This is a genomic window from Mesorhizobium sp. LNJC391B00 (assembly GCF_000502535.1).
GTDB lineage: Bacteria > Pseudomonadota > Alphaproteobacteria > Rhizobiales > Rhizobiaceae > Mesorhizobium.
This window is the reverse complement of sequence record NZ_AYWI01000008.1, coordinates 51,144-70,027: the sequence shown is the minus strand read 5'-3', so window position 1 is coordinate 70,027 and position 18,884 is coordinate 51,144. Positions and strand designations below refer to the sequence as shown.

16 protein-coding genes are annotated in these 18,884 nt (G+C 58.3%); 3 read left to right on the top strand and 13 right to left on the bottom strand.

All coding sequences use genetic code 11. The features are described from left to right. Positions 1 to 47: 47 nt before the first annotated feature. Positions 48 to 428, bottom strand: coding sequence for an ATP-dependent DNA ligase (locus X750_RS1000000164835; RefSeq protein WP_050596043.1), 381 nt, complete (start codon positions 426 to 428; stop codon positions 48 to 50). Positions 429 to 498: 70 nt separating this feature from the next. On the opposite strand from X750_RS1000000164835, the gene X750_RS145100 reads away from it, so the two are divergent. After that, positions 499 to 1,035, top strand: coding sequence for a response regulator (locus X750_RS145100; protein ID WP_245260964.1), 537 nt, complete (start codon positions 499 to 501; stop codon positions 1,033 to 1,035). 1,107 nt (positions 1,036 to 2,142) lie between these two features. Here the strand turns inward: X750_RS145100 and X750_RS1000000163805 are convergent. After that, positions 2,143 to 2,643 (bottom strand): pyridoxal phosphate-dependent aminotransferase, encoded by a 501-nt coding sequence (locus X750_RS1000000163805; protein ID WP_084567171.1) that lies wholly within the window; start codon positions 2,641 to 2,643, stop codon positions 2,143 to 2,145. A gap of 481 nt (positions 2,644 to 3,124) precedes the next feature. Here X750_RS1000000163805 and X750_RS145105 point away from each other — a divergent pair, with 481 nt between their 5' ends. Further along, positions 3,125 to 4,555 (top strand): hypothetical protein, encoded by a 1,431-nt coding sequence (locus tag X750_RS145105; protein ID WP_023706599.1) that lies wholly within the window; start codon positions 3,125 to 3,127, stop codon positions 4,553 to 4,555. A gap of 290 nt (positions 4,556 to 4,845) precedes the next feature. Here the strand turns inward: X750_RS145105 and X750_RS145110 are convergent, their stop codons facing one another. From X750_RS145110 to X750_RS145150, 9 genes are all read right to left on the bottom strand, one after another. After that, positions 4,846 to 6,141, bottom strand: coding sequence for an HlyD family type I secretion periplasmic adaptor subunit (locus tag X750_RS145110; RefSeq protein WP_348524481.1), 1,296 nt, complete (start codon positions 6,139 to 6,141; stop codon positions 4,846 to 4,848). Between the two features lie 71 nt (positions 6,142 to 6,212). Next, on the bottom strand, positions 6,213 to 7,925 hold the full coding sequence (locus X750_RS145115) for a type I secretion system permease/ATPase (protein ID WP_023706597.1): 1,713 nt from the start codon (positions 7,923 to 7,925) through the stop codon (positions 6,213 to 6,215). 333 nt (positions 7,926 to 8,258) lie between these two features. Next, positions 8,259 to 9,173: a class I SAM-dependent methyltransferase gene (locus tag X750_RS145120; RefSeq protein ID WP_023706596.1), complete on the bottom strand. Its 915-nt coding sequence runs from the start codon at positions 9,171 to 9,173 to the stop codon at positions 8,259 to 8,261. A 72-nt stretch (positions 9,174 to 9,245) separates the two neighbouring features. Beyond that, entirely contained in the window at positions 9,246 to 10,505 is a 1,260-nt protein-coding gene (locus X750_RS145125; protein WP_023748031.1) for a polysaccharide biosynthesis/export family protein, read from the bottom strand. After that, on the bottom strand, positions 10,492 to 11,769 hold the full coding sequence (locus X750_RS145130) for a hypothetical protein (RefSeq protein WP_023748030.1): 1,278 nt from the start codon (positions 11,767 to 11,769) through the stop codon (positions 10,492 to 10,494). The genes X750_RS145125 and X750_RS145130 overlap by 14 nt, the downstream gene beginning before the upstream one ends. Further along, positions 11,766 to 12,770 carry an SDR family NAD(P)-dependent oxidoreductase gene (locus tag X750_RS145135; RefSeq protein WP_023748029.1) on the bottom strand — a complete coding sequence of 335 codons (1,005 nt, stop codon included), beginning with the start codon at positions 12,768 to 12,770 and terminating at the stop codon, positions 11,766 to 11,768. The genes X750_RS145130 and X750_RS145135 overlap by 4 nt, the downstream gene beginning before the upstream one ends. A gap of 43 nt (positions 12,771 to 12,813) precedes the next feature. After that, entirely contained in the window at positions 12,814 to 13,488 is a 675-nt protein-coding gene (locus X750_RS145140; protein ID WP_023681043.1) for a sugar transferase, read from the bottom strand. Next, positions 13,485 to 14,636, bottom strand: a complete 1,152-nt coding sequence (locus X750_RS145145) for a DegT/DnrJ/EryC1/StrS aminotransferase family protein (protein ID WP_023681042.1) — start codon at positions 14,634 to 14,636, stop codon at positions 13,485 to 13,487. Before X750_RS145145 ends, X750_RS145140 begins: the two co-directional genes overlap by 4 nt. A 49-nt stretch (positions 14,637 to 14,685) precedes the next feature. Then, positions 14,686 to 15,414: an NDP-sugar synthase gene (locus X750_RS145150; RefSeq protein WP_023744437.1), complete on the bottom strand. Its 729-nt coding sequence runs from the start codon at positions 15,412 to 15,414 to the stop codon at positions 14,686 to 14,688. 620 nt (positions 15,415 to 16,034) lie between these two features. On the opposite strand from X750_RS145150, the gene X750_RS145155 reads away from it, so the two are divergent. Next, positions 16,035 to 16,712 (top strand): response regulator transcription factor, encoded by a 678-nt coding sequence (locus X750_RS145155; RefSeq protein ID WP_023681040.1) that lies wholly within the window; start codon positions 16,035 to 16,037, stop codon positions 16,710 to 16,712. 101 nt (positions 16,713 to 16,813) lie between these two features. Here the strand turns inward: X750_RS145155 and X750_RS1000000167060 are convergent, their stop codons facing one another. Further along, complete coding sequence (locus tag X750_RS1000000167060) at positions 16,814 to 17,302, bottom strand: sensor histidine kinase (RefSeq protein ID WP_245271879.1); 489 nt, start codon at positions 17,300 to 17,302, stop codon at positions 16,814 to 16,816. A gap of 19 nt (positions 17,303 to 17,321) precedes the next feature. After that, on the bottom strand, positions 17,322 to 18,632 hold the full coding sequence (locus tag X750_RS01000000163165; RefSeq protein WP_245271878.1) for a PAS domain S-box protein: 1,311 nt from the start codon (positions 18,630 to 18,632) through the stop codon (positions 17,322 to 17,324). Between the last annotated feature and the right edge of the window lie 252 nt (positions 18,633 to 18,884).

Genomic DNA, 18,884 nt, shown 5'->3' with positions numbered 1-18,884 from the left:
ACTGCGCACCGTACATCCATGCATAGGTGACGCGCTCCTGGTCCTTTTTAGCTACGGCCATTTCCGTTCTTCTCCCGGAAATCCAGCAGCCTTGCGTGCCGCAGCTTCTCTTCGCCTTTGAGGGTCTCGACCCAGCCAACCAGTCCGGGCTTCAGCCACTCGGCCTTTTCCTTTTTATGTCCCTTCGGGACCGGGCCGCCAACCTTGCCCTGGACGCGATCCCAAAGCGCTTGCCGCTCAGCGGCATTGAAGTTGACGAGTGCGCCGCCTTTGTAGAGGCCCTTTTCAGCCATGATCACCTGGGTAGCTTTGCCGCGCTCGCGCTGTGCACCGATGATTTGCATTTCCTTTTCCTCAAAGCACTTGATCTTGCGCCAAGCGCTCGTTTGCCGCTGCGATATGGACTGCCCCTTGAGCTTCGAGACCATGCCTTCTAGCCCGTCTCGTCGACCAGGTGGCAAACGGCGTCACCAGTGCGGCATCGCTCCTCTGAATTGAATGCGCCCGCCGGCAGGGATCATTTCGTGCAGGATCGCCGCGATCTTCGGTCGGCATCCCGCGCAGGTCATGATGCGTGGAACCCTGCCGGTTGCTGACCGTTCTCCGTCAATGGAAGCCCCGAACCAACAGAGCCAAACGATCCTCGTGGTTGACGGCGACGTCATCGCCCGATGCGTCATCGCGGACTATCTCCGCCACTGTGGCTACAGGGTGATTGAGGCCCATTTCGCACGTGAGGCGCAACAAGCGTTGAACTATGCGGAGTTCGGTGTGGACACCGTCTTGTGTGACGTTGACCTGCCGGGCAACATGAACGGGTTCCAACTGTCGAAGTGGGTTCGCGAGAACAAGCCCGAGGTCAAAATAGTGCTTTCTGCCGCAGTAGAACGAACTGCGATCGCGGCGGGCGACCTTTGTCAGGAAGGCCCGCACCTTGCGAAGCCGTATGAGCCGGCCAACGTAGTGGACCATATCAGGCGACTGCAGCGTGTTTGGAGCTTACGATCCAGGAACCCTGGTGCAAAGCGCAATTGATCTCTGTCCAGACGCCGAGAGGCTCGTCTGCATACCAATGGTGATTTAGCCCTGCGAACTGGACGCCGCTCAAAGGAAGAACGGCGTATAAGCCGCAGTCCTGCGTGCGGCCGCAACAGTGGACGGTTGTTGCGCGCAGGACGGAGGAAATTCGCCTTCCTGCCGCGGGCGGTGAACGGGATACCGTAGGAGCGTCAGCATAGCGCCGGCCACAGAACGGGACGCGGCACCGACTGTCCCCGTCCGGTAGTCCGCATGTTTTGTCGAAGCCGACCGGCTGAGATCGTGCGCATTTTGGTTCTCGGCGGCACGGCCGCTGATCGGCGATGATGCGAGGACCGAGTTGCCCGGAAGAAATCGATCTGGTCTTGCACCTTTTTTGCTTCCTCATTCGCGGGGCAGCTTGTGATTTTCCAGCCTGACAGACCCTCCCCTGTCTATAAGAAATTTCCCGACGCATGAGCGCACGTCCAACACAGTGCGGGCTCCAATGCTCACCGGCAGCGCGAGAATGGTAACCACCTACCTTGAGGGGAGCGCCACGTGCGTAATCAACGATGCAGGCGCTGCCAACCTCGGCATCCCCGGCAGTAGCAGGCTTATAAATGAATATATCGTTGATCAACGCTATCGGCGCAGCCGCCGGGAGATGGACAGACCGCGTTTCAGCTAGCTAGGGTATCGATGTTCCAGGCTAAAGGCATTGGCATGCCCGAATTAGAAAAAAGACCTGAATCCCGTAAAGCAGCAACAAAATGCCGAAAGCTATCCAGAAGCCGGGTCGCGTAAGCAATGCCAGATCTTTTCTTAGCTGCTCCATTCACATCAACTAACATGGCCAAGCGTCGTTCCCGTCCGCTGGGGACAAATTTCAACTGAGCTGATAGGCTTCGTCGCATAGTGCCGCGCCACTGCGGATCGAGACACCTCAGCGCCCCGCATGAGCACGCGCAACTCGATCGGAGGCGCAAGGAGAAAGTTCGGAACGGTTCCAAGAACCCCAAGCAAATTGAGCGCCGCAGCGGACGATAAGGTTCACGCATATCCCGGCGAACATCCGCACAGCAATGGTCAATATCAACGGCAGAAGGGCGTCCGAAAAGAAACTCATCTCTGCGTCACCGCCTCATCGAGAGTCACCGCTGCGGCATCCTGAATACAGGTCGGCGACCCGAAGAGCATGCATTGCGCAAGATTTTCCAGATGAACTGATGCCGAGACCGGCCCAAGCGTCCACCGTAGCCTCCAGCCGGTCATTGCATGAGACTTCGACAGGCTGTTCACAATTATCGTCCGCTCTCTCATTCCGGGACTGAATGCTATTGAGAGGAACTCGCCGTCGAACACTGTGCTGCGGTAAACCTCATCGCTGATGATCCATAGATTGTGCCGCTCGGCAAATGTGGCAATGGTTTCCAGATCCTCCTTGCCGAACACATATCCGCCGGGATTGTTTGGGGAGTTCAGCAAGATCGCCCGCGTTCGATCTCCTACCGCTGAACGGAGAATATCCTCGGATGCCTTCCGCCGCGCATTTTGCAGCGATAGTTTGACGGGTCGGACCACTGCTCCATCGGCGCGTATTGCCGCTTCGTATGTAGATACCAAGGCTCAAGCCAAAGCACCTCGTCGCCAGCTCCGGCAACGGAAGCTTAGTGTGATTGAGCGGCCAGGCGGCCGGTCCCAATTCGTTCGAATGATGCGCTTGCCTCGCCAATGTCGCATGGTGAGTCAGCCGGCAAACCAAAACACTCAACCGCCGGTTAGGCCCGGCCGCCTGATGCGCCCCACAAGAGGCTGTGCCGGGCCGTTCGTCGGGGCTTCTGCACCTGAGTTGTTAATGTGCCCAGGCAACACACCATCGACGCCAAGACGATGGCAAGAAGGGGAGCCGCGCAGTCCTCAAGAATAAGTCAGCAGGCACCTAGACCGATGTAGGGCCTTCCGATCGCAGCTCTCGGCTCCTCGCGGCGCCGGCGCCCTGGCATCGTTTGATTGAACGAAGACGCTGAGTTGAGCTCTCGATACAAAAGCATCTCAGTCCTCGTGCCTCAATGGTTCCGGGCATGCGGCTGCAGGGGATGAAGTCATGAAGTTCAGGGATTTGATCAGACGCGCCGAGGACAATGTGGAGAGGTCGTTCGACGATCTCGAAGCTGACTTGGCTAACGCTGTCGACCAGTGCCTCGATTTGGAGGATGTCGCCGACGTGCCAAACACGGCAGGCGACAACAACGAACAGGATGACAGCGTACCAAGCGAGGACGGTGCCGGCGACGACGATGATAGCTCGCCGATACCAGCGCATCGGATGACCTCACATACGCAGAGCCGAATTGCTGCCGTGAGCTCGTTTAACGGCTTGTTCCACGATGCCAAGCTCCATTTCGAGGAGATCAACGCAAAAATCTCCGAAATTACAAGCACATGTCAACTGACGTTCGAGTTTTTTCACATCCTTCACGCGGACATTCTCCGTGCCAACGAACTGGAGTTGGCGAATCAAAATCTGATCGCAGATCAAAGGAACTTGTCGGAAACACTCAATGACCTGAACAGACGGTACTGTGAGCGTCAAGGCACCGTCGAGACATTGCAGCAGCGCCAGGCAAGCCTTGTTCAGGAGTGTGAAGTGCTCCGTGGCGCGTTGGCCGCGGCAAGGCTGGAGCTGGTCGAAGCGGCGAACACCACCACAAAGAACGAAGCGGAATTTGGCGACCTCACGAACATGCTTGCCGCCGCAAATGTCGAGGCCGACAGGCGCTCCCGAGAGAACAAACAGCTGCGTGAAAAGAATGTGAGCCTGTCTATTGACCTGGAAAAGGCCATGAAGCGGGAGGAAGAGGCACGGCATAGGCTGGATGCCTTCTCCACGATCCATGCCAACGAAGCTGCGCGAAATTCCGAAATGCTGAGTGCGCTCGGCAAGAGCGAAAAAGAGGCAATCAAATTGCACACCTCACTCGAGGTTGCGCAGGCGAAGCTATGGGAGGTGACCGAAGCAGCCAGGATTATGCAGGCGGACATGGATGGCGAGCTTAAACGCTGCCAGGCTGAGAACCGAGGATTGCGCTCAGAAATTCAAAGTCTCCAATCGCGCTTCGAACTCGCCTCAAACGCAAACAACGAGGCCGCGGCCGAGATCGCCAGGCTCCAGCTACAATGGAGCGACGCCCTGGCCGAAAAACAGGTGACCGACGAAAGGTTGGCCGCACTCACCGAGGAGGCCGAAACCAACAAGGTGAACCTTTCCAAGATCGCCGCAGATTTTGCACAGCTGTCCATGCAGCAGGCGTCCGATCAGATTGAACTCGATGTGAGACGGCAGGAATGCGAGGACTTGCGGGTCGAGATTGCCTCGGTCAATGCTCGGGTCAGGGAATTGCTGCCCTACAAGAGGTCGCATGGAAGCGCGAACGCCTTGCCGCATACATCTGACGTGGCAAATGTAGCGGTGACTGCAGACCGAACGGTGCATGCCGCACGCCGTGTCCGCCGCAGGGCCCTCGCCGCGTCGTAGGAGCAAAGAACCTCTCCTCGTGAGGCAATTGCCCATGTCGATGATCGTGGAACGGTATGCGCTGTTTGTTGCGCAAAAGATGACAGGACACTAACGCTGTTGTCGGGGCAGGACTTGGTGAGGCGGCCAGGAAAATCCTGTTGGGGCATCCTTGTAGCCGGGACAATGTCCCAGACGAGCCTCGCGCGTCGGCCGCAGGCGTCACCCCTGTTGGCATCACGTCGCCTACCCTAATATGTCAGCAAGCACGCCTGCCGTGTTCCCGCGGTCGACCGCTCACAGCCGCCATGTCATTCCCGGAAAGCCCTCGACATCTGGTCGGTAAGCGGCTTCAGCAGATAAGACCAGACGCTGTGTTCGTCCGTACTTATGTGAACCTCCGCTGGCATACCGGGTTTGAGCACTTTGGCATCGGTCAGACAGGTGGACTTGTCTTCGACATTGATGCGCGCCGAGAAATAAGAAAGCTGGCGCTGTTGATCTTTTATCAGGTCCGCCGAGATGCGCTTGACAGACCCTTGGCAGGCAGGCGTGGTGCCGGCGTCGAAAGCCGGAAACCGGATCGAGACCCGCTGACCTGGACGAACGTCATCTATGCGCGACGGCGCAATCAGCGCGTCGACGACAAGGTTGCCGGTGTCAGGGACAATCATCATGAGAACCTCGCCCGCGGCAATCACGCCGCCGATCGTGTGAATGGAAGATTCCTGTACCGTTCCCGATTGCGGAGCGCGGATGGTGGTTTTGGCCAGTTCGTCCTGTGCCACAACCTTACGCTCGCTGAGTTCGGTTTGCTTGGCTTCCGTTTCACGAAGTTCGCTCGTCACGTCACTACGCCTTTGTTCATCGAGCTGAAGAATCTGCAATTCGGTCTCGCTGATCCGGGCCTGCGCCTCGGCAACTGCCGCCGCGAGGCGCCCTGATTCTCCGTGCGCCCGGGTGGCATCCAGTCTGATGTTGCTAAGTCGCTCTTTGGACACCAGTTTCTTTGTAAAAAGCGCCTGTACATCGACAAGATCGCCATCCAGCAGGACCACGGATTGTTCTTCCGCGGTCTGTTGCGCCTTGAGGCCCTCAACTTGGCGTTCGAGTTGCTTTGAGCGGCTTTGCAACTGTGCCTTCTGCCCCTTGAGGGCCGTAGCGCGGCTGTCGAACAGCGTGCGCTCACCGTTCACCAGCGCAGCCAGCTCCGGCTCGCCCATTCGCGCTTGAAGGCTGAACGGAAGCTGCATCTCCGACAGGCCTTGCCGCTCTGCCTCCAGCCGCACAAGCCGAACCGTTGCCCGATCAAGATCCTTGCTAATTATCTGCAGATTGGCCCGTGTCAGCGTGTCGTCCAATCGTGCCATCACATCGCCGGCCCGTACATGATCCCCATCTTGCGCGAAGATGCCCCCTATCGTGCCGCCCGTCAGATGCTGGACCTTCTTTATGTTGCTCTCGATCACCACGGTCGCCGGCGCAATTACCGCGCCAGCAATCTTGGTCAGTCCGAGCCAGAGCCCGCCGCCGGCAAGCAACATAACCGTGACCGCCGCACCCAGGATCAGGTTGGCCCCGATTCCATCGCGCGTGCCCGAAATCATCGCGTTGCGCCGGCTCCCATTGCCGATCGGGGCCGATGGAGCCATCGTCGCCTCAGACAAAAAAATATTCCTCATGCGTGACCGCTCACCCCTTTGTGCATCGCGACGGCCGCTGCCGGGCGTTCAACAGGCGCAGCAAAGGGGCGGATGACGTTGGCCAGGACCTCCTCGCGTGAGCCGAAGGCGTGAAGCATCCCATTGGACATTACGAGTACCCTGTCGATGTTGGTAAGGGCAGAAGGACGGTGCGCAACTACGATGACGATGCCTCCACGTCTGCGCACTGCCAGGATCGCGCCGGCCAAGGCGGTATCGCCATCGACGTCCAGATTTGAATTCGGCTCGTCCAGAACGACGAGAAACGGATCGCCGTAAAGTGCCCTGGCAAGCCCGACGAGTTGCCGCTGTCCAGCCGACAAGGCTGTTCCTCCCTCGCCCATGCGTGTTTGAAAACCGTTCGGCAATCGCAGGATCATTTTGTCGACGCCCGCTGCCTTGGCAGCTGCAAGCACGCCCTTGGCGTCGCCCTTCCCGCCAAATCGCGAAATGTTATCGGCAACCGTTCCATCAAACAGTTCGACGTCCTGGGGCAGGTAGCCAATATGTGCGCCAAGGTGTTCTTGGTCCCATTGGTCAAGCGAGGCGTCGTCCAGCCTCACCGTGCCGCGAAGTGGCTGCCAGACGCCCACCAGCGCGCGCACAAGCGTGCTTTTGCCAGAACCGCTCGGGCCGACAACGGCCATTCCCGTCCCTGCAGCCAGGCGGAAGCTGACATTGGCTACCGTCGGTTTTTGCTGGCCCGGTGGCGCTATAGTCAGGTCCTCGACCGCAAGCTCCGCCTGGGGGCGCGGAAGTTCCATATGTTCGTCCCGGTCAGGAAAAGCGGCCAGGGCCGTTGCCAGTTGCGAATAGCTTTGCCGGAACGCGGCGAAGCCTCGCCAGTTCGCGATAGCGGCGTCAACAGGAGCCAATGAGCGGCCCAGCAAGATGGAGGATGCGATGATCACGCCTGGCGAGGCTTCGCCTCCTATCACCAGGTAGGCACCCAGTCCAAGAACGCAGGACTGCAAGGCCAAACGCAGTGCCCTAGAGAGTGCCCCGGTGGCGCCGACGACGTCGGAAAGCCTCTCTTGGTGCCGCAGATATGCGTTATTGATCTCGCCCCAGCGGTGGGCAAGCCGTGCGGAAAGGCCCATCGCGCGTACGACTTCCGCGTTGCGGCGTCCGGATTCGGCGAGATTGCGTTGCGACACCAGCGTCTCGGACGCGCGTGTCACCGATGTGCGGCCAAGAACTTCCGCCATGACCGTGAGCAGCACGACAATGATCGCACCGCTTGTGGACAACAGACCGAGCGCAGGATGCAGGAAATAGATGATCAGCAGGTAAAATGGAATCCACGGAGCGTCGAAGATGACAGTCGGCCCCATTCCGGAAAGGAAGCCGCGTAACTGATCGAGATCACGGAGGGGCTGTATCCGGTTCGCATCCTGCCCGCCAATGAGCGGCAAGGACAGTGAGAGGCCGAACACCCTCTGCTTCAAATTCCTATGGACACGATTGCCCACTCGAACCAGCAGGCGCAGCCGCACGAAATCCAGCAGCCCGTAGACAGTGTAAAGACCCAGCATTCCGATCGTGAACCCGACAAGCGTCGGAACGCTCTGCGAAGGTAAAACGCGATCGTAAATTTGCAGCATATAGACCGAGCCGGTCAGGGCGAGAAGGTTTATGACTGCCGAGAAGACGCCGACGCCTACCAGGCCAGGCACGGTCCCAAGCATTGCGCCTCGCAGATCCGACGAACTCCTTCCACCAGGGTTCATGGGTTTCGACCTCCCGTGAGAGATCGTTGCGCAAGCTCACTGGCCCCACTGGGCACGGACAATCTCTTGCTGTTCAGGAGCGTATCCCCTTAGCTTCTAATATTACGCCCCACTAACATGATTGGACTTTAGTCAAAATGTAGCAAAATCGTGGCGCTGACCCGAGAAACCCGGAACCCACATATTAAATCGGGGGAAAACTGCCGTTCCACCGTATTTAGACGGGCTTCATTGCCGGGCGAGCCACCCCAAGAAAACCGCTGCCTGCCGTTTTCGGGGCTTTCTCGGGATTTAGCGCTTCCTCGCAACAACCAGGAAGTGTTGCGCCAGCTGGCCAGGAACGCGAAGCCTTCTGCAGGCCTTCTCGACAGGCTGCATCATCATTTCACAGAACCCTGGCAACAGGTTTCCCGGCCGAGGCAGGTAACCGTACGGTATCGTCTGCTCGACGGTGAATCCCGAGGCAGTCAGGAGGGCCTTGAACCTCGCTGCGCTCAGCGTGTTGCGAATGGTGCGTCGAGACACTCGATTGAGCAGCCGGCACGCCAGGCCGACGGGCGACGTCGCATTCATGTGAACGTTGCACACAAGCCGCCCGCCATCTTTAAGGTGCTCATTGATCGCTTTCAGTGCATGCCATTTCAGTTCATCCTCTGCGTTCAGGAAAAAACGAAATGCGGTTACCACATCGAACGTCATACCCAACTGCTCCCTTGTCACGTCGACGTGACGCAAACTCACATTGGGCGGTACTTGAGCGCTGTCGAGCATAGTTCTGGAAACGTCGGCGCCAACCACCTCGCTGAAGAGGCCGGCGGCTACCTCGGCGATGCGGCCTGTTCCGCATGCGAAATCAAGGCAGTTTCGGCTCGCTCCGCTCAAGGGGCGAAGAACGTCGAGGATCAGCGGCTTTTCGATGTTCTCCCAAAGCGCGCCATAATAGCCGGAACTGTGCGTTTTGTTGTAATGTAGGCCGTAGCCGGGCGCGCAATGGCTGGTCCTGTAGCCGTCCGACACGAAGCCGCCCTGCGCATTGCTCTCCTTGCTAGACGTAAATTCCTGCCAATTTCCGGACTCACCGGCGCGCGACCTGGACCGCACAATTCGCGCTGACGGCATATGGAAAGCATAACTTGACGACTGCGTCACCTGATCCGCGTTCGTTGAGGGTGTCAGGGTCGCTCCCTGGTTGAAAATGCGCCTCACCTTGGATCTCCGTTCAGTTGGGTTCGCCCCCCCGATAGAACAGTAAGCTCCGCACGGACTGCGGCTGACGCCCTATTGGACTGCCACACTTTGCAGTTCACTGCTGAATCTGGCTTCGACAGTATCCCCCGGCAGCACAATCGCATCTTCGTCAACCAACAGCTTGCGCCATTCATTGCCGATCTTGCGTACGATGGTCACCTGGGCCCGTACCGTTTCGCCGGCAATCGGCAATGGCTGTGTGGATGCTCCGGTCGGCTGCAGCTTCTCGCTGGCGGCATGGAGCCTGGCGGTGACATCCGCCAGCCGGGCGTTGGTGTCCTTCAGATCCGTCAGCAGGCCAATCCTCCTTTGATTGTCGTTGCGTTCGTGCTGTCTGACAAAGTCCTCCTGCTGGCGCCGCGCCCTCATCAGTTCGACCGAGGTTTGAAGCGCGCCGCTTGAAGATAAAAGCAACGCGCGCCTGACATCCGCGAGCCGGGTGTTGGTCAGATTGCCTGCATCGAATGCCTTCGTCACTCGCGCCAAATCTTGCTCATCCGCCTTCACGCTCTCGCCCTCGACTCGTTCGCGTTTCTGCAAAACGCCAATTTGCTCGGCAGCGTCCATCCGGCCCTTCTCCAGAAAATCCTGCTCTTGCCGGAAATCACTCAGCGCAACCTTCAGCGCCTCTGCTTCAGCCTGTGCCATCGCGGCTACAACGCTCGGCGAAAGAGGTGATCCCTGTGGTGTCTTCTTGTCGAAATCCGCCTGGCCCTGAAGCTCGGCGCGAATGCGGGCAGCGTGAAGGTATTCTTTCGTGTAATCTCCCCAGAGCATTTCGTAATCGCGCTTGAGATCGACCGGATCAGGCCCGGCCTGGCCCGCCCGTGATCGCAAAAGACTGAAGCCGCCGGAAACGGCCAGCGCCTGCCGTACAGTCATGAGCGGACGGTAGGCCTGTTGTCCCGGGGTGAGCACATCGCCCGTTACATAGATCGGGCGATAGTCCGCTATGATCGCTGTGACATCGTCGGGCTCGACAGTAACTGTCTGCTCCCGCCCATCAGTCAGACGCACGTGAAAAATCTTGCTTGGCAAGACCTCTTGCATGCGCCTTTGCAGTTGGGACGCCGTCAGGCCTGCGACCATGATCATTCCAGCCTCCGGAAGGGCGATATTGCCATCCATCTGGACTACGGCGCGCTGCGTCCGATCAGGGATCGGCGCTATTCCTATCTCGACCGTATCGCCAGGTGAGAGTTGATAGGGCTCGACCTCGCCTGCGCAAGCCATCGAGGTTAGCGACATCATCACGACTGCGCCAAGAACGTATCGTCTACTGAAGGTCATTTGCGACAATCTCCTTCCGGTCAAACACCGGCTTCAAAGGCCATTCAACACGACTAACGAAATCGTATACCGGGCCACCGGGCACGCCCCAGTTGCTGGACCAGACCACCTGGGAGCCGTCCGGAGAGGGAGAGGCATGCGTCTCGCTCCAGTAGTCGAAGGGCGCGTTGTGCGTGTCTGCGACACGGCGGACCTCTCCACTGCCGTCTAGACGCAGAGCAATGACTTGCTGAGCGTAAGGCGCCCAATCCGGGTGCTGCGATAGTTCGGCTGGCGTGCCGCCATAACTCAGAAACACCCAGCCGGGCCTGCCGAGCGACCTGAGTGACGCATGCATGGCCTCGCCATATTTCATCAGCGAGGTAGCCTTGCCATCAGCCAAGCGGCGCTTGATCACCTGATATTTGTCAGGATCCGATTTGCTGATCCCGACATAGATTTCGCTTCCGTCGGAATCGACCGTCATGTCGCCATGGCCCGGTCGATGGTGCTCCATCCACTTCTGGCGCAATATGCCGTCGATGGAGAAGACGAAACTCGCTTCGATTCCGTCCGGTAATTGCTGGGAACACACTATGTTGATTCCGAGTGGTGAGATCGAGCAGGAGCCGGTCGTTCCCGGGAATTCGGCAAGATCGATATCCGGGAATTTCCGCCGTTGCTTGAGATCGTAGCCAAAAACCACCGCTCGGCCGTCATTGTTCGTTGCACGCACCGCAATCCGGCTGCCGTCGCGGCTCGGATTGCCTTTGTTGGGTCCAAATTTGAGGTTGGAGTACGCTCCGGAGGCGAACACGACGTCCTCATGATCGGTACGTGGGGCCCATGTCGCAATCTGCCGGCCCCCGACGCAGATCATCAACTCGGGATCAGTGGGATGCCATTCGCATTCGGTCGCGCGGTTGCGGTGGAACAAAGGCAAGTAGGTCTGTCCGTCGAGAAAGCACAGGCCACCGCAGCCATTGGCGATCAGGAGCAGGCTCTGGTCGGCATTCCAAGCCTGTGCGCTTGAGTAACGGTGGGTGCAGTACTTCTTCCCGCATACACCCGCCCGGCCGAGAACGCCCGGTCTGGTGATCCGTGCGAAAACCATGCGAGACCAAGGATCCCTTGTTTGGCGCACATAGCCCGGCAGGTTGTTCACGACCGCTGTGGCCGCCACCTCCGCTGCCTTGCTTTGACGGCCGCCGGCAACGTAGATGTTGGGAGATATGGCACCGGCAGCCAGCAACAGCGCCAACGCATGACGGCCGCCCAGGGTCATGTCATGTAACCCACTTCGCGCCGTACCCGGCCTTCACTAAGGCGCTCGCGCCACCACGTGATTGTTCGCTCCAGCCCATCGCGCAGGCTGGTCTGTGTCCGCCATCCAGTCTCACGTTCAAAGCGCGAGGAGTCGGCGAGCAAGGCGCGAACTTCGGAATTTTGCGGCCTCAGGCGGCTTTCATCACGACGGACCGGCTTTTTGCAATCGGTCAACTCAAGAACAATGGCCAATACGTCCGAGACGGTCGCAGCGCGTTGGCTGCCAGCGTTGTAGGCGTGGCCGAACTCGAGCTGGGCGAGACCTGCGGTCAGGAACGCTGTCGCGGTGTCTTCGACATAGGTCAGGTCGCGGATCGGGCTGGTATCCCCTACCATGATTGCAGGACATTTCGGGTCGAGGACCTGCCGGATAATGGTCGGCACGATGGCGCGTTCACTCTGGCGCGGGCCGTACGTGTTGAAGGGTCGCATGATCACCACAGGGACATCGAACGACCTGGCGTAAGACTCCGCCATCATGTCGGCGCCGATTTTGGATGCCGAATATGGTGACTGTCCCTGCAGGGGGTGTGTTTCGCCGATCGGCATGGTTTGGGCAGTTCCGTAGACCTCGCTCGTGGAGGTATGGATCACCCGCTCCGTCTCCCATAGGCGCGCCGCTTCGAGGACGTTCACCGTGCCTAGGATGTTGGTTTCCACATAGGACTGGGCAGCGGCGTAGGAATATGGAATCGCAATAAGCGCCGCCAGATGAAAAACCGCGACTTGGCCGCGCATGATCCGGTTAAGGAACGCACTGTCGCGGACGTCACCACGGACGAGCCTCAACTGGCTGCGGATGGTGTCCGGCAGATCGTCTAGCCATCCATGGCTGTCGAAGGAATTGTAAAGGGCAAGGGCTGTGACATCTGCCCCGTTGCGAACAAGCGCCTCCGTGACATGCGAACCGATGAATCCGTCCGCGCCGGTCACCAGGACTTTCTTTCCATTGTAGCTCATCACTGCGCATTCCCTTGGCTGTTTGGAACGCTTCCTTGGATATTCAAACGTCGATCGGCGGTACCGGAACCCAACCGACCACTGCCAGCACTCCCCGCACCATCCACGCGAGGTCGGAGACGATGGTGCGTCGCGGATAATATGAGAGGTCCAGTGTTGCCTTGGCGGGGAACATGACCTCCCGGTAGAACACGATCGGATCTACGGATTGGGGGAAGTAATGCGCTTCGTGCCGAAAAACGACCTGGGCTGGTCCCAGCAGGCCTGGCTTGTATTGCAGCACGGCCCTAAGCTCGCCCCGGAAACAATCGGCGAAAGCCAGGCTCTCGGGCCGTGGGCCGACGATCGCCATTTCGCCTTTGAGGACATTCCACAGCTGCGGTAGTTCGTCCAGCTTCGTCGCTGCGAGAAAGCGGCCAACGGTGGTCATGCGTGTATCGCCCACGACCGTCAGCGCAAGGCCTTGAGAGCCGCAGTTCACACCGAATTTGCGAAATTTGTACATGCGGAAGGTTCGGCCGCCGGCCCCGATGCGGGTCTGAGCGAACAAGATCGAGCCACCGCCCTCGAGCAGAAGCGCTCCGGCGATCAGCAGCATCAATGGCGCCAATGCGACGGTAGCGATGCCCGCCACCGCAAGATCGATTGCGCGTCTCGCAAAGCCGTGATCAGGATTTGGAACGAACATCCGGTGAAAGGCAGGGTCTAACGCATTCATGCAGCAGTTCCTCTTTGGGCGCCTGCTTTGAGCGCGCCTGTTTTGAGCGCGGCTGCCAGGGCAGCCACGACTGATTCGGCGGCGGCGGAAGTGATCTGGGGGTGCAGCGGAATTGTGAGCTCTCGCTCAGCGAAATCCTCTGTTCGGGGCAAACTCACGCCGGGAAAGCGCTCGCGGTAGAACGTCATTTGGTGCACCGGCGGGTAGTGGATGGTGGTCTGTATGCCCTGTGTCCGCAGCTCGTCGATGACATCCTGCCGGCTCGCGTAGCGCGGCAGGACGATCGGCATGATGTGGTAAGCCGACGTCCGGGGTTCGCTAAATGGAATGACAATGGCTGGGCAACGGTCCGCGATCAGGCGTCGGTACAAGACAGCTATGATACGCCTGATTTCGTTCCACTCTTGCAGGTTCTGCAACTGAACCAGCCCTATTGCCGCTCGCATCTCGTCCATTCGGTAGTTGAACCCGAGCATCGTGACATCATATTGCGGCGTACGACTGTTCAGCCGCTGATGCGTCCCCGTGGTCATTCCGTGCCCGCGGGCCAGGCGAACCCTGTCGAGCAGATCGGGGTCACGTGCGATCACGGCGCCCCCTTCGGCCGTTGTCATGTTCTTGTTGCCATAGAAGCTGAACGCGGCCGCGGCGCCGAAGGTCCCGACTTCCCTAAGCCCGGGCGCGTGCGCAGCGTCCTCGATGATATGCAGCCCGCGAAGCCGGGCGAACCGCTGCCATTGTTCCCGATCGGGGAGATACCCGGCGAAGTGAACGAGAATGACCGCTTTCGTGCGCGTCGTGCACCGCGCTTCGGCTTCCGCAACCGAGATCAACGGCACGTCGACGGACTCGATATCGACGAAGACCGGCGTCGCCCCTACATACAGCACCGCATTCGCCGTCGCCACGAACGTCAGCGAAGGAACCAGTACTTCGTCGCCAGGGCCGATGCCCAAAGCATGGAGGAGAAGATGGAGCGCTGCGGTGCAGGAACCAACCGCAACGCAATCTCGCGCGCCATGCATGCCGGCAAAGGCCTGTTCGAACTCTCGTACCCTGTCCCCCATCGTAAGCCAGCCGCTATCAATCACCTGCGACAGGGCTGCCTTCTCTGGCACGCCTAGGATCGGGGCGCTCACCAAGAGCATCTTGACCTCCTGAAAGCCTTGTTAGTGGCTAGACCTCTGCATCAGACTTTCATGCGGCTGCAGCGGCAGCCGCGACCTCGATTGAGGACGACTGATCTTCCCAGGGAATTGCCTGTGCATTCTGGAAGTCATCGACACGACCGATGTCGAGCCAAAGACCGTCATGCTTGTAAACATGCACGGTCGTGCCGCCCTGCATCATCTGCAGCATCAGGTCATCGAACCCAAATGGGATCCCGGACGGAATGAACCGCAGGACATCTGGGTTCATGCAGTAAATCCCCATGCTGACGAGATGGGAAAGCGTCGGCTTTTCCCGGAAGAGCTGGACGGTATTGTCGATCTCGTCGATGACCCCGAAGTCCATCTTGATATGACGGCACGCCGTGGCAATCGTAACGGGATCCCTATGCAAGCGGTGCGCGGCTACAAACCGGCTCAGGCTTAGATCTGTGAGGACATCGCCGTTCAGAACGACAAATGTTTCGTTCAGTTCATCCCTAATCAGAGAGAGAGGTCCGACGGTGCCGAGTGGCTCCATTTCCTGGGTATATTTGATCTTCAAGTTCCATTGCGATCCGTCGCCGCAGACGCTACGGATCAAATGCCCTAGATACCCTGTCGTAATATACACGTCTTCAATGCCGTTGCGCCGCAGCCACTTCAAAAGCAACTCAAGAACAGGCCGGGCCCCTATCGGCATTAATGGTTTCGGCAGGACCGATGTAAACGGTCGAAGGCGCGTACCCATCCCACCACATTGAATCACCGCTTTCATTCGATCCTCCTGATCTGCAGTTGGCTTTGTTCGGGATCGGTGTTCCATTGTCCGGCCAGGGCATACCCTCAAATCCGGCCAAACCTCGGCGGCAATCCGAACATCATATGTGAAAAGGTATGTGACAGCCGGGGCGGCTGTCGTCGTGCATTCGAATGGTAGGGATTCAAAACGTTCAAGGTATTAGATGGCCACGAGATCAACAGCCGATAGAAGCGCGATTGGGCACTGATCATGACGGCGATAAAACGAAAGCAGTTGCTTTCAAAAAAGCTGCGATCCGCCCGGGCCGGACCGGCCTACAGGTCCAGCGACAGCGGGTGGCGACATAACAGAAATGGTCCTGAACAGCTGGCTTTGGACCCACAAATGGGGAACCGGCATCGTTTTGCGGACAGGCACCGCACGCCAGGGTTAAAAATCTATGGATGAGCTTCGCAATTTAGTATTATATTAGACGTTCTGGATGTGCGTGGATGGGACGCTGCGGACATCACTGTGATGCGTTGACCAGTGGATGGCCGCCATTTTAGGACCACCACGGATTGTCGATCATAGGCGAATGGGAGGTTCCAGCGGGTTTTCTCGTCGGGAACCGAGTAACGCGTTGGGGTAGTTGCATGGCTCGGATCGTCATTGCCGACGATCACGGCTTATATCGGCGTGGTCTCCGGCTGGCACTCATGGCTGGAATTCCAAGCGCCGAAATATTCGAAGCTTCGTGTTTCGATGCCGCGGTCAATCTTCTAGAGGAGCAGGCGTCCATCGATCTTGCGATCCTCGATCTGAACATGCCTGGGCTGTTCCATCAGGAAGTGCTCAGCGACTTTATGGCTGCCTATCCTGACACTCGCTTTGCGATCGTTTCCGGGGATGATTCCCGCTCGGAGATACTGACCGCGCTTTCGATCGGACTTCACGGGTATATCGTCAAATCGCAGAGCGACGAAGAAGTCGTGCTGGCTGTAAACGAAATCCTCGCTGGCCGGATCTATGTGCCATCTCTCCTATCTCGAACGTCTGCCGACCAGAGATCGCATGCCCCCCCACCTCCGGTACAAAATGCCAGCCGCCGGCACGAGGGCTCGGGCGACGTCGCTAGGCTGACATCTAGACAGAAGGACGTCCTCAAGCTGATGGCAGAGGGGTACTCGAATAAGGAGATTGCCCGCAATCTGGACATTGCCGAGGCGACAACGAAAATCCATGCCGCAGCCGTGCTGCGTGAGCTTGGGGTTAGAAACCGTACCGAAGCAGCTGTGTTGCTCCAAAGCTGGCTGACGAGACAGGCAAGTTGACGTATGCCCCTCGAACCGGCCCGAGTTTGCTTGCAGGAAATCGCAGCAAAGGGCCCACACCATCCGTTAATTGGCCAATTCGGCTTCGACTTGGAGGGGCTCTATTGCAATCCAAATTCCTCAATTTCTTTGCGCGACACACGCAGCGAATATCGAAGGCCATCTTCGGTTATTTCCATATTCGGGGAATGACCGACAAGCGGCGTGCTGTCCACACCGATTATCAGTGACCCGAACCCGCGGCGTACGACTTTTGAACTCTTCCGTCGGCCCGATTCCACCCAATCGAACACGAGGTCGTCACCTTCGTCCTCGGATGCAAATCGCCACTTAACTTCGACCCTGCCATTCGGGTCACCCAGCGCACCATGTTTCACCGAGTTTGTCGTCAACTCGTGAAGGATCATCGCCAAGCCCTCGGCGGCGCCGCTTGGCACAGTGAGGGAAGGTCCACTGATCGTTATGTCGCGTGTCTCCTTGAAGGGCTGCAATTCCCGGTCCACGAGCTCATGGAGCATCCCTGACAGGTTGGCGTGACGAGAAAGGATGCGATGGGTCGCCTCCAGCGTTCGAATCCAATCGATCAACATCTCCTTGTATTTGGCAACGTCATTGTCGGGAATTTTTTTTTTTTTTTTTTTTTTTTTTTNGATGGGTCGCCTCCAGCGTTCGAATCCAATCGATCAACATCTCCTTGTATTTGGCAACGTCATTGTCGGGAATATCGATCATGTTGACCAGAGCTCTGATCACTGGAAACACATTGCTGAACCGATGGCGCTCTTCGCGCATTATGCGCTCGCGTCTCTTTACGGCGGCGCGAAGCAAAGTTGTTTGTCGACGTTCGGTCAGATCCGCCGCCACCCCGATGCGCATTTTGCGGTCGCCGTGCTCTTCCTGCCGTCCACGCAAAGCAATCCAGCGTGTGTGACCATCCACTTGCCGGACACGGATCTCGACGTCATAGTTCAATGCCGATGAAGGCTTTGCCGAGGCGGACAGCTTCGGCCAGTCGACGGGATGGATTACAGCCGAGAGTTCTTCCAAGCGGCGGACTGGGGCCGGAGGCAGACCAAGAATGTCCCAGAACTTGCTCGAGCCGGCGACTGTCCCATCGTCAATGTCTATTTGCCATGTTCCCAGGCGCCCGGCAGACACGGCGAGATCAAGCCATTCCTTCTGAGCCCGAAGGGCCTCGCGTGCCGCTTGTCGCTCGGAAATATCGTCAACCACCACGAATACGCTCTCATTTGGCGCCTCGTCCGGCCGCGACGAAGACAGGGCCAGGTGAGCCCAGAATGCCGTGCCATCCTGGCGCAAAACGCGGATATCCGTCGCAGACGCGGTCCCATTGCCCAAATCTTCCAAAAGTTTCCGCACAGTACCTCGATCGTCGGGGACAATGAGTTCCTGCAACTCGAGTTGGGCAAGTTCCTTGTGCGCGTAGCCGGTCATCTCCAAAAGCCGTCTGTTCGACTGCAGCAGTTCGCCATGGCGATTGGTATTAGCAAAGCCCAAGGCGGCAGCGTCGATGGCAGCGAGCCTCGCTTCTGCCACCCTGAGCGCACCGTGCAGATCTTGTCGCAGGCGGTGGAACACAGCTGCGATCAGGCTACCCGAACCCAGGAGGAAGACGGCCCCGGTCCAGTCTCCACCAGTGAGGTGACCGTCCAGCAGGTGTCGCATCCACAAGCCGGCGACCGCCATCAGAAGCGTTGCTGCGATGGCAACAAAACGGCCCTCAAGATACACGATGACAACGGTTATGGGGATAAACGCAACAAGCGGCAACGGCTGGCCGCCATATACCGTACTTATCGCCTCGAATGCTATCGATGCTGCAAACACCAACAGCGAAGCTAGATGAGCCAACGTAGTGCTCGACACATTCGATTTGAGCCAGCGCAGGTCCGAACCCATGCGCAAAGACTACAACTTTCGGTCTAGTCCGTCGAGACTAGGCCGAAGGGGTGGCACCTAATCCCAATGCCCGATTGCCATGACTTTGCCGGCGAATAAAATCATGTGTCAGGAGCGCTCTTCAGAAAGGTATATCCAAAGAGACGCTGCGGAAAAACCATTCGCAGATTTCTCGCAGTATGTGGAATTCAAGTTGAAGCAGCAACTTCAACCAATTTGATTTGCGTCAGTAGCAATGGGTTGGGTGGAAGC